Below are 10,436 nucleotides of genomic sequence, written 5' to 3'. Positions count from 1 at the left end.
CGGGCACTACGCCAACTACAGCGTGTTCGACCTGCCCAGTGTCGAGGAGCTGCACGACACCCTGATGCAGCTGCCGCTGTTCCCCTACATGGACATCGAGGTCGACGGGCTGTGCCGCCATCCGTCCTCGATCCATGCCGACGACCGTTGATTCCCCCGTCTCTCACCACAAGAACAAGACCCGAGGTGCACCATGACCGTGAAAATCTCCCACACTGCCGACATCCAGAAGTTCTTCGAAGAAGCCAGCGGCGCCCTGAACGATGCGGGCAATCCGCGCGTGAAGAACCTCGTCCTGCGCATCCTGCAGGACACCGCCCGGCTCATTGAAGACATGAACGTCACCCCCGACGAGTTCTGGAAGGCCGTGGATTACCTCAACCGCCTGGGCGCGCGCCAGGAGGCCGGGCTGGTCGTTGCGGGCCTGGGCATCGAGCATTACCTAGACCTGCTACTGGACGCCCAGGACGCCGAAGCCGGTATCGGTGGCGGCACCCCGCGCACCATCGAAGGCCCGCTGTACGTGGCCGGTGCACCGCTGTCCGAAGGCGAAGCGCGCATGGACGACGGCAAGGACGCCGGCACCGTGATGTTCCTCTCCGGCCGCGTGTTCGACCCGCAGGGCAAGCCGCTGGCCGGCGCGGTAGTGGACCTCTGGCACGCCAACACCAACGGCACCTACTCGTACTTCGACAGCACCCAGTCCGAGTTCAACCTGCGCCGCCGCATCGTCACCGACGCCGAAGGCCGCTACAAGGCGCGCAGCATCGTCCCGAGCGGCTACGGTTGCCCGCCGGACGGCCCGACCCAGGAACTGCTCAATCAACTGGGCCGCCACGGCCAGCGCCCGGCGCACATCCACTTCTTCATCTCGGCGCCGGGTCATCGTCACCTGACCACCCAGATCAACCTGGCCGGTGACCAGTACCTGTGGGATGACTTCGCCTATGCCACCCGTGACGGGCTGATCGGCGAGGTGCGTTTCGTCGAGGACGCGGAGGCGGCCAAGGCGCGCGGTGTGGAAGGGCGCTTCGCCGAGATCGAGTTCGACTTCCAGCTGCAGCAGGCCGTCAGTGCCGACGCGGAAGACCGCAGCAATCGTCCCCGCGCACTGCAAAGCGCCTAACGCCAAACCTGTAGGAGCGAGCTTGCTCGCGAACCGAGTTACCTGGCCGCTCCAGTGCTGGGCGAGTTCGCGAGCAAGCTCGCTCCTACACGCCCACCCCGAATTACCACTGTAGGAGCGGGCCATGCCCGCCTTTCGCGGACAAGGTCCGCTCCTACGAAAGCGCGTTGCATCGAGTGCAAGACAGACGCTTAGTCCCCTAAGAGAAGTGTTCGATATTCGCACCAATAGTCGATTATCGCATTGTTCCCCCATCCCCCCGACGGTACTGTTTTCCCATCGGCACAGACCCCCAGAACGAGACCGAAAATGGCTGAACTCCTGACTCTCCGCGAAGCGGTCGAGCGCTTCGTCCACGACGGCGACACCGTCGCCCTCGAAGGCTTCACTCACCTGATCCCGACCGCTGCCTCCCACGAGCTGATCCGCCAGGGCAAGAAAGACCTGCACCTGGTGCGCATGACCCCCGACCTGGTCTACGACCTGCTGATCGGCGCCGGCTGCGTGCGCAAGCTGACCTTCTCCTGGGGCGGCAACCCCGGCGTCGGGTCGCTGCACCGCCTGCGTGACGCGGTGGAGAAGGGCTGGCCGCGCGAGCTTGAGATCGACGAGCACAGCCACGCCGACCTCGCCAACTCCTACGTGGCCGGCGCCTCGGGCCTGCCGTTCGCGGTGCTGCGCGCCTACGCCGGTTCCGACCTGCCGAAGGTCAACCCGAACATCAAGTTCATCAATTGCCCGTTCACCGGCGAACAACTGGCCGCCGTGCCTTCGGTTCGCCCGGACGTCACCGTGATCCACGCACAGAAGGCCGACCGCAAGGGCAACGTGCTGCTGTGGGGCATCCTCGGCGTGCAGAAGGAAGCCGCCCTGGCCGCCAAGCGCTGCATCGTCACCGTGGAAGAGATCGTCGACGACCTGAACGCGCCGATGAACTCCTGCGTGCTGCCGACCTGGGCGCTGTCCGCCGTCTGCCTGGTGCCCGGTGGTTCGCACCCGTCCTACGCCCACGGCTACTCCGAGCGCGACAACCGCTTCTACCAGGCCTGGGACCCGATCGCCCGCGACCGCGATACCTTCAACGCCTGGATCGATACCTACATCCGCGGCACGAAAGACTTCTCTGAGTTCAAAGCCAAACTCGCGGAGGCCAAGTAATGAGCGCCTACAGCACCAATGAAATGATGACCGTGGCCGCCGCCCGCCGCCTGAAGAACGGCGCCGTCTGCTTCGTCGGCATCGGCCTGCCGTCCAAGGCCGCCAACCTCGCGCGCCTGACCGCATCGCCGGACGTGGTCCTGATCTACGAATCCGGCCCCATCGGCGCCAAGCCCAGCGTGCTGCCACTGTCCATCGGCGACGGCGAGCTGGCCGAGACCGCCGACACCGTGGTGCCCACCGGCGAGATCTTCCGTTACTGGCTGCAGGGCGGGCGCATCGACGTCGGCTTCCTCGGCGCCGCCCAGGTCGACCGCTTCGGCAACATCAACACCACCGTCATCGGCGACTACCACAAGCCGAAAGTGCGCCTGCCCGGCGCCGGCGGCGCGCCGGAGATCGCCGGTTCCGCCAAGGAAGTGCTGATCATCCTCAAGCAGTCCCACCGCACCTTCGTCGACAAGCTGGCCTTCATCACCTCGGTCGGTTTCGGCGAGGGCGGCGACCATCGCAAACAGCTCGGCCTGCCAGGCAAAGGCCCGGTGGCGATCATCACCGACCTCTGCATCATGGAGCCGGAAGCGGGCAGCAACGAGTTCATCGTCACCGCGCTGCACCCGGGCGTGACCCGCGAGCAGGTGGTCGAAAATACCGGCTGGGCGATTCGTTTCGCCGAGCAGGTAGCCGAGACCGTCGCGCCGACCGAAGTCGAACTGGAAGCCCTGCGCGCCCTGGAAGCCCGCACCGCCGCCGCCCACGGCCAGCTGGGAGGTGAGGAATGAGCCGCGACGTCTTCATCTGCGATGCCGTGCGCACGCCCATCGGCCGCTTCGGCGGCTCGCTGTCCGGCGTGCGCGCCGACGACCTCGCCGCCGTGCCGGTGAAGGCGCTGGTGGAGCGTAACCCGCAGGTCGACTGGGCCGCGCTGGACGAGGTGTATCTCGGCTGCGCCAACCAGGCCGGCGAGGACAACCGCAACGTGGCGCGCATGGCGCTGCTGCTGGCCGGCCTGCCGGAAAGCGTGCCGGGCGTGACCCTCAACCGTCTCTGCGCCTCGGGCCTGGACGCGGTGGGCACCGCCTTCCGCGCCATCGCCAGCGGCGAGGCCGAACTGGTCATCGCCGGCGGCGTGGAGTCCATGTCCCGCGCGCCTTACGTGATGGGCAAGGCCGACAGCGCCTTCGGCCGTGGGCAGAAGATCGAGGACACCACCATCGGCTGGCGCTTCATCAACCCGCTGATGAAGACGCAGTACGGCGTGGACACCATGCCGGAAACCGCCGACAACGTGGCGGACGAGTACCAGGTGAGTCGCGCCGACCAGGACGCCTTCTCCCTGCGCAGCCAGCAGCGCGCTGGCGTTGCCCAGGCTTCCGGGTACTTCGCCGAGGAAATCGTCCCGGTGGTGATCAAGGGTCGCAAGGGCGAGACCGTTGTCGATACCGACGAACACCCGCGCCCGGACACCACGCTGGACGCGCTGGCCAAACTGAAGCCGGTCAACGGCGAAGGCAAGACCGTCACCGCCGGCAATGCCTCGGGCGTGAATGACGGCGCCGTCGCGCTGATCCTCGCCAGCGCCGAAGCGGTGAAGAAACACGGCCTGACGCCGCGCGCGAAAGTGCTCGGCTTGGCCAGCGCCGGCGTCGCACCGCGCGTGATGGGCATCGGCCCGGTACCGGCGGTACGCAAGCTGCTGGAGCGCCTGAACCTGTCGGTCAGCCAGTTCGACGTCATTGAGCTGAACGAAGCCTTCGCCGCGCAGGGCCTGGCGGTGACCCGCGAACTCGGCATCGCCGATGACGACGCGCGGGTGAACCCCAACGGCGGCGCCATCGCCCTTGGCCATCCGCTGGGTGCGAGTGGCGCGCGACTGGTGCTGACGGCAGTGCACCAGTTGCAGAAGACTGGCGGCAAGCTCGGCCTGTGCACCATGTGCGTGGGTGTCGGGCAGGGCGTGGCGTTGGTGGTCGAGCGCGTGTGATCAAGAGCCCCTCACCCTAACCCTCTCCCGGAGGGAGAGGGGACCGTTCGGCGTGGCGACAAGCGCGTGCACATCCTGAAGCTTCAGGATGCATGTCGGAATATCCTCTCGCAGCGGACGGCTCCCTCTCCCTCCGGGAGAGGGCTGGGGTGAGGGCAGCCCAACGCGCCATACTATCCCGACCAAACCGCCGATCTCCGGAGTCACCTGAGTGAGCACCAACCACCTGTTCGACGCCTACTTCACCCAGCCCGCCATGCGCGCCATCTTCAGCGACCAGGGCCGGGTACAGGGCATGCTCGACTTCGAGGCCGCATTGGCCCGTGCCGAGGCCCGCGCGGGCGTGATCCCGGCAAGCGCCGTGGCGCCCATCGCCGCCGCCTGCCGCGCCGAACTCTACGATTTCGATGCACTGGCCCAGGCCATCTGCAGTGCCGGCAATTCCGCGATTCCGCTGGTGAAGGCGCTGGGCAAGCGCATCGCCAGCGAAGACGCCGAAGCCGAGCGCTACGTCCATCTGGGCGCCACCAGCCAGGATGCGATGGACAGCGGATTGGTCCTGCAACTGCGCGCCGCCATCGAGTTGCTGGAAAGCGATCTCGCTCAACTGGCTGACGTACTCGCTATTCAGGCACAAACCCACGCCGGCACGCCTATGGTCGGCCGCACCTGGCTGCAGCACGCCACGCCCGTCACCCTCGGGATGAAGATCGCCGGCTGGCTGGGCGCGATCACCCGCCATCGCCAGCGCCTGAACGAACTCAAGCCGCGCCTGCTGTGCCTGCAGTTCGGCGGCGCCTCCGGCAGCCTCGCCGCCCTGGGCGAGCAGGGCTTTGCCGTGGCCGAAGCGCTGGCCGAAGAACTAAACCTGCAACTGCCCGAGCAACCCTGGCACACCCAGCGCGACCGCCTGGTGGAATTCGCCAGCCTGCTCGGCCTGATCGCCGGCAGCCTCGGCAAGCTAGGCCGCGACCTCAGCCTGCTGATGCAGACCGAGGCCGGCGAAGTCTTCGAGCCTTCCGCACCGGGCAAGGGTGGTTCGTCCACCATGCCGCACAAGCGCAACCCGGTGGGCGCTGCCGTGCTGATCGGCGCGGCCACTCGTGCGCCGGGACTGGTCTCGACGCTATTCGCCGCCATGCCCCAGGAGCACGAGCGCAGCCTCGGCCTTTGGCATGCCGAATGGGAAAGCCTGCCGGAGCTGTGTTGCCTCGTCTCCGGTTCCCTGCAACAGGCGCTGCTATTGGTGCCGGGCCTGGAAGTGGATGGTCAGCGCATGCTCGACAATCTTGACCTCACTCGCGGTCTGGTACTGGCCGAAGCGGTGAGCATCGCCCTGGCCCAGCGCATCGGCCGCGATGCCGCGCACCATCTGGTGGAGCAGTGCTGCAAGCAGGCGGTGAAGGAGGGCGCGCACCTGCGCGAGGTGCTGGGCGCGAATGCCGAGGTTGCCGCACAGCTCAATGCCGAGGAACTGGATCGCCTGCTCGATCCCGCACATTACCTGGGCCAGGCGCGCCGCTGGGTGGAGCGCGCATTGGCCGAACACCAAGAATTGTCTTTGCGATAACAGTCGCGATAGGAGCTTTGCATGCCTGCCGTACGTCTCGCCGATGGCGACCTGAATTACCTGCTGGAAGGGCCCGCCGGCGCGCCGGTGCTGGTGCTGTCCAACTCCCTGGGCACCAACCTGCACATGTGGGACGCGCAGATCCCAGCCTTCACCGAGCACTTCCGCGTGCTGCGCTATGACACCCGTGGCCATGGCGCCTCGCTGGTCACTCCCGGCCCGTACAGCATCGAGCAGAACGGCCGCGACGTGCTGGCCCTGCTGGACGCGCTGGACATCCCGCGCGCCAATTTCTGTGGCCTGTCCATGGGCGGGCTGATCGGCCAGTGGCTGGGCATCCATGCGCCGGAGCGCCTCTCGCGCCTGGTGCTGTGCAACACGGCTGCCAAGATCGGCACCCCGGAAGTCTGGAATCCGCGCATCGACAGCGTGCTCAGTGGCGGCGCACAAGCCATGCGCAACCTGCGCGATGCCTCGATCTCACGCTGGTTCACCGCCGACTTCGCGGAAGGCTATCCGGCCAAGGTCGAGCCCATCGTCGGCATGTTGGCGCAGACGTCGCCGGAAGGTTACGCGGCCAACTGCGCCGCCGTGCGCGATGCCGATTTCCGCGGCGAGATCGGTGCGATCACCGCGCCGACCCTGGTGGTTTGCGGCGGCGCCGACCCGGTGACCACTACCGAAGACGGCCGCTTCCTGCAGGCGCGCATTCCCGGTGCGGAGCTGGTGGAGCTTCGCGCCGCGCACCTGTCCAACGTGCAGGCCGGCGATGACTTCAGCCAGCGCGTACTGGCCTTCCTGCGCGGCTGATGACGCTCTTCCCGTAGAAACAACTACCTATTGGGCTCCCGCATTCGCGGGAGTGACGAGGGAGAGCATGTGCCTCACTCGTCATCCCCGCGAACGCGGGGACCCAGAAACAATGTAGGAGCGGACCTTGTCCGCGATCCGCGCCCATGGGGCGCTGCCACAGACTCACCCTGGAGTTTGATATGGACGAAAAAGAACGCTACGAAGCCGGCATGCAGGTCCGCCGCGCGGTACTGGGCGATGCCCACGTCGACCGCAGCCTGCAGAATCGCACCGCCTTCAACGAGGAATTCCAGGAAATGATCACCCGCCACGCCTGGGGTGACATCTGGACCCGCCCGGGCCTGCCGCGTCACACCCGCAGCCTGATCACCATCGCCATGCTGATCGGCATGAACCGCGAGGGCGAGCTCAAGCTGCACCTGCGCGCCGCGCGCAACAACGGCGTGACCCGCGAGGAGATCAAGGAAGTGCTGCTGCAGAGCGCGATCTACTGCGGCATTCCCGCTGCCAATGCCACTTTCCACCTCGCCGAGGCGGTGTGGGATGAGCTGGGTACCGAGTCGCTGGACGACGCCTGATCGTCGGCGTGGGCGCCGCCCGGACCACGCATCCGGGCGGTGCCTGACCTTTTGTCGGTGCAGGGTTCGCGAGCAAGCTCGCTCCTACGAAGAGCACGCCGGCGCAGACCTTAGGAGCGAGCTTGCTCGCGAACAGAGGCCGGCACGATGGTGCGGCCTGGAAACGATCGCGGACGGAGTCCGCTCCTACGAGATCAAGAGCCCCTCACCCTAACCCTGGCTGCGCGCCCCGCTCCTCCAGCGGGAGAGGGGACCGTCCGGTGCAGTGAGCGGCCATGGCGTCAGCCGGCACGATCTACCCCCTCTCCCTCCGGGAGAGGGCTGGGGTGAGGGGGAAGCACTGGCACCCATTTCCGGCGAACCTCAGCTCTCCAGCTCCTTCCGATCCCTGAACAACTCCAGCGCCTGCGGATTGGCCAGCGCATCGGTGTTCTTCACCGGTCGGCCGTGCACCACGTTGCGCACCGCCAGCTCGACGATCTTGCCGCTCAATGTGCGTGGAATGTCCGCCACTTCGAGGATCTTCGCCGGCACGTGGCGCGGGGTGGTGTTGCTGCGGATGGTCTGGCGGATGCGCTCCTGCAGGGTTTCGTCCAGCTCCACGCCTTCGCGCAGGCGCACGAACAACACCACGCGCACGTCACCCTGCCAGTCCTGGCCGATGGCGATGGACTCCAGCACCTGCTCGATCTTCTCCACCTGGCGGTAGATTTCCGCCGTGCCGATGCGCACGCCGCCGGGGTTGAGCACGGCATCCGAGCGGCCATGGATCACCAGGCCGCCGTGCTCGGTTTCCTCGGCGTAGTCGCCGTGGGCCCAGACGCCGGGGAAGGTGGCGAAGTAGGCATCGAGGAATTTCTCGTTGTTCTCGTCGTTCCAGAAACCCACCGGGATTGACGGGAAATGCCGCACGCAGACCAGCTCGCCTTTCTCTCCCCGCACCGGCTTGCCGGTGTCGTCCCAGACCTCGACCGCCATGCCCAGACCCTTGCACTGCAACTCGCCACGCCACACCGGCGCGCTCGGGTTGCCCAGGGCGAAGCAGGAGACGATGTCGGTGCCGCCGGAAATCGACGACAGGCAGAGGTCGGGTTTGATGTCGCGGTAGATGTAGTCGAAGCTCTCGTGGGCCAGCGGCGAGCCGGTGGAGAGGATGGCCTTCAGGCGCTCCAGCGAGTGGGTCTGGCGCGGCCGCACGTTGGCCTTCTCCAGCGCGGCGATGTACTTGGCGCTCGTGCCGAAGACGCTGATGCCCTCGGCGTCGATCAGGTCGATCAGCCGCTCCGGGCCGGGGTGGAAGGGCGAGCCGTCGTAGAGCACCAGGCTGGCGCCCTGGGCCAGGCCGGAGACCAGCCAGTTCCACATCATCCAGCCGCAGGTGGTGTAGTAGAACAGCGTATCCGAGCGGCCCAGGTCGGCGTGCAGGCCGTGTTCCTTCAGGTGCTGCAGCAGCACGCCGCCGGTGCCGTGGACAATGCACTTGGGCACGCCGGTGGTGCCGGAGGAGTAGAGGATGTACAGCGGGTGGTCGAAGGGCACCGGGGTGAACACCGGTTCGCCGCCGGGTTGGTAGAAGTCCTGCCAGAGGTCGACCCGCGCCAGGGTCAGGTAATCGCCTGCTCGTGCGTCGGGACGGGCGTAGGGGACGATCACCAGCTGCTCCAGGCTGTGCAGCTGGGCGAGGATTTCGTTGAGCTTGGTGGTCAGGTCCAGGGTCTTGCCGGCGTAGCGGTAGCCGGCGCAGGCGATCAGCACCTTCGGTTCGATCTGGCCGAAGCGGTCGATCACGCCCTGGGTGCCGAAGTCCGGAGAACAGCTCGACCAGGTGGCGCCCAGGCTGGTGGTGGCGAGCATGCCAACCACGGTTTGCCAGGTGTTGGGCATGAAGGCCGCGACGCGGTCGCCGACGCCCACGCCGGCCTCGCGCAGGGCGAGCTGCAGGCCGGCGACCTGGGCGGCCAGGTCGGCGTGGCTGAGCACCTCGCGGCGCTCGTCTTCGCTGATGGCGATCAGCGCGGGGTGGTGATCCCGGCGGCGCAGCAGGTGTTCGGCGAAGTTCAGCGTGGCGCCAGGGAACCAGTGCGCATCGGGCATCTCCGGGCCTTCCTCGAGCACCGCCGTGGGTGCTTCATGGAACTGCACGCCGAAGGTATCGACGATAGCCAGCCAGAAGGCTTCGCGCTCGGCGATGCTCCAGGCGTGCAACGCGGCATAGTCGGGCAGGTCGAGCCCGTGCTCCTGCGCCACCTTGCGGCGGAAGGCGTCCATCCGGGTGGCGGCGACGCGTTCGGGGGATGGGGTCCAGAGCGCCTGGTTCATCGACTACGACTCCAACTGTTCCAAGGGGGAGGGGACGCCGCCGACGAACGGCGTCCGGTCATCATGACGCGAGGTACTTTGGCAGACGCCGGGCGTTATTGCGCAACCCAGCCACCATCCATGTTCCAGGCTGCGCCCCGGACCTGCGCGGCGGCTTCACTACACAAGAATAGTGCCAGTTCGCCGAGCTGGTCAGCGGTGACGAACTCCAGCGATGGCTGCTTTTCCGCCAGCAGGTCGTGGCGTGCCTGCTCCGGGCTGGCGCCGGCCGCGACGCGCGCATCGATCTGCTGCTGGACGAGCGGTGTCAGCACCCAGCCGGGGCAGATGGCATTGCAGGTGATGGCGGTGGTGGCGGTTTCCAGGGCAGTGGTCTTGGTCAGGCCGATCACGCCGTGCTTGGCCGCCACGTAGGCGCTCTTGCCGGTGGAGGCGACCAGGCCGTGGGTCGAGGCGATATTGAGGATGCGTCCCCAGCCGCGCTGGCGCATGCCCGGCAGCGCCAGGCGCGTGGTGTGGAAGACCGACGAGAGGTTGATGGCGATGATCGCGTTCCAGCGCTCCACGGGGAAGTCCTCCAGCGCCGCGACGTGCTGGATGCCGGCGTTGTTGACCAGGATGTCGAGGCCGCCGAACTCGCGCTCGACGTAGGCGATCATCTCGGCGATCTGCTCCGGCTGCGCCATGTCCGCGCCGTGGTGGCCGATGCGGGTGCCGTGCAGCGACAGTTCGCGCACGGCCGCGTCGATGTCGCCGAAGCCGTTGACCACCACGTTGGCGCCCGCCGCCGCGAGCCGCTCGGCGATGCCCAGACCGATGCCGCTGGTGGAGCCGGTGACCAGTGCGGTCTTGCCTTTGAGTGTCATGCAAATCTCCTTTGAAACAGGG

Annotated in this window: 10 protein-coding genes; 8 read left to right on the top strand and 2 right to left on the bottom strand. The window is 67.2% G+C overall.

Translation table 11 applies throughout. The features are described from left to right. The 8 genes from ACNFBT_RS26055 to pcaC form a co-directional block, all read left to right on the top strand. The coding region (locus tag ACNFBT_RS26055; protein WP_416753124.1) for a muconolactone Delta-isomerase family protein at positions 1-151 on the top strand (151 nt) is incomplete at its 5' end. Between the two features lie 42 nt (positions 152-193). Continuing rightward, the gene (gene catA / locus ACNFBT_RS26050; RefSeq protein WP_416753619.1) at positions 194-1,126 is read left to right on the top strand and encodes a catechol 1,2-dioxygenase; all 933 of its coding nucleotides are present in this window, start codon (positions 194-196) and stop codon (positions 1,124-1,126) included. A 309-nt stretch (positions 1,127-1,435) separates the two neighbouring features. Next, positions 1,436-2,284 carry a CoA transferase subunit A gene (locus ACNFBT_RS26045; protein WP_416753617.1) on the top strand — a complete coding sequence of 283 codons (849 nt, stop codon included), beginning with the start codon at positions 1,436-1,438 and terminating at the stop codon, positions 2,282-2,284. Continuing rightward, positions 2,284-3,066 (top strand): CoA-transferase subunit beta, encoded by a 783-nt coding sequence (locus ACNFBT_RS26040; RefSeq protein WP_416753616.1) that lies wholly within the window; start codon positions 2,284-2,286, stop codon positions 3,064-3,066. The genes ACNFBT_RS26045 and ACNFBT_RS26040 overlap by 1 nt, the downstream gene beginning before the upstream one ends. Next, entirely contained in the window at positions 3,063-4,268 is a 1,206-nt protein-coding gene (pcaF, locus tag ACNFBT_RS26035) for a 3-oxoadipyl-CoA thiolase (RefSeq protein WP_416753615.1), read from the top strand. Before ACNFBT_RS26040 ends, pcaF begins: the two co-directional genes overlap by 4 nt. A gap of 211 nt (positions 4,269-4,479) precedes the next feature. Then, positions 4,480-5,838, top strand: coding sequence for a 3-carboxy-cis,cis-muconate cycloisomerase (locus tag ACNFBT_RS26030; protein WP_416753614.1), 1,359 nt, complete (start codon positions 4,480-4,482; stop codon positions 5,836-5,838). A gap of 21 nt (positions 5,839-5,859) precedes the next feature. Further along, positions 5,860-6,648: a 3-oxoadipate enol-lactonase gene (gene pcaD / locus ACNFBT_RS26025; RefSeq protein ID WP_416753613.1), complete on the top strand. Its 789-nt coding sequence runs from the start codon at positions 5,860-5,862 to the stop codon at positions 6,646-6,648. Positions 6,649-6,830: 182 nt separating this feature from the next. Continuing rightward, positions 6,831-7,229, top strand: a complete 399-nt coding sequence (gene pcaC / locus ACNFBT_RS26020) for a 4-carboxymuconolactone decarboxylase (RefSeq protein WP_371228371.1) — start codon at positions 6,831-6,833, stop codon at positions 7,227-7,229. Positions 7,230-7,592: 363 nt separating this feature from the next. On the opposite strand, the gene ACNFBT_RS26015 is transcribed toward pcaC, so the two are convergent. Then, positions 7,593-9,548, bottom strand: a complete 1,956-nt coding sequence (locus ACNFBT_RS26015) for an acetoacetate--CoA ligase (protein WP_416753612.1) — start codon at positions 9,546-9,548, stop codon at positions 7,593-7,595. Positions 9,549-9,643: 95 nt separating this feature from the next. Further along, entirely contained in the window at positions 9,644-10,414 is a 771-nt protein-coding gene (locus ACNFBT_RS26010; RefSeq protein ID WP_416753611.1) for a 3-hydroxybutyrate dehydrogenase, read from the bottom strand. Positions 10,415-10,436: the final 22 nt, after the last annotated feature.

This window comes from Pseudomonas sp. NY15181, assembly GCF_048068055.1.
GTDB lineage: Bacteria > Pseudomonadota > Gammaproteobacteria > Pseudomonadales > Pseudomonadaceae > Pseudomonas.
This window is presented reverse-complemented; position numbering and strand designations above follow the sequence as displayed.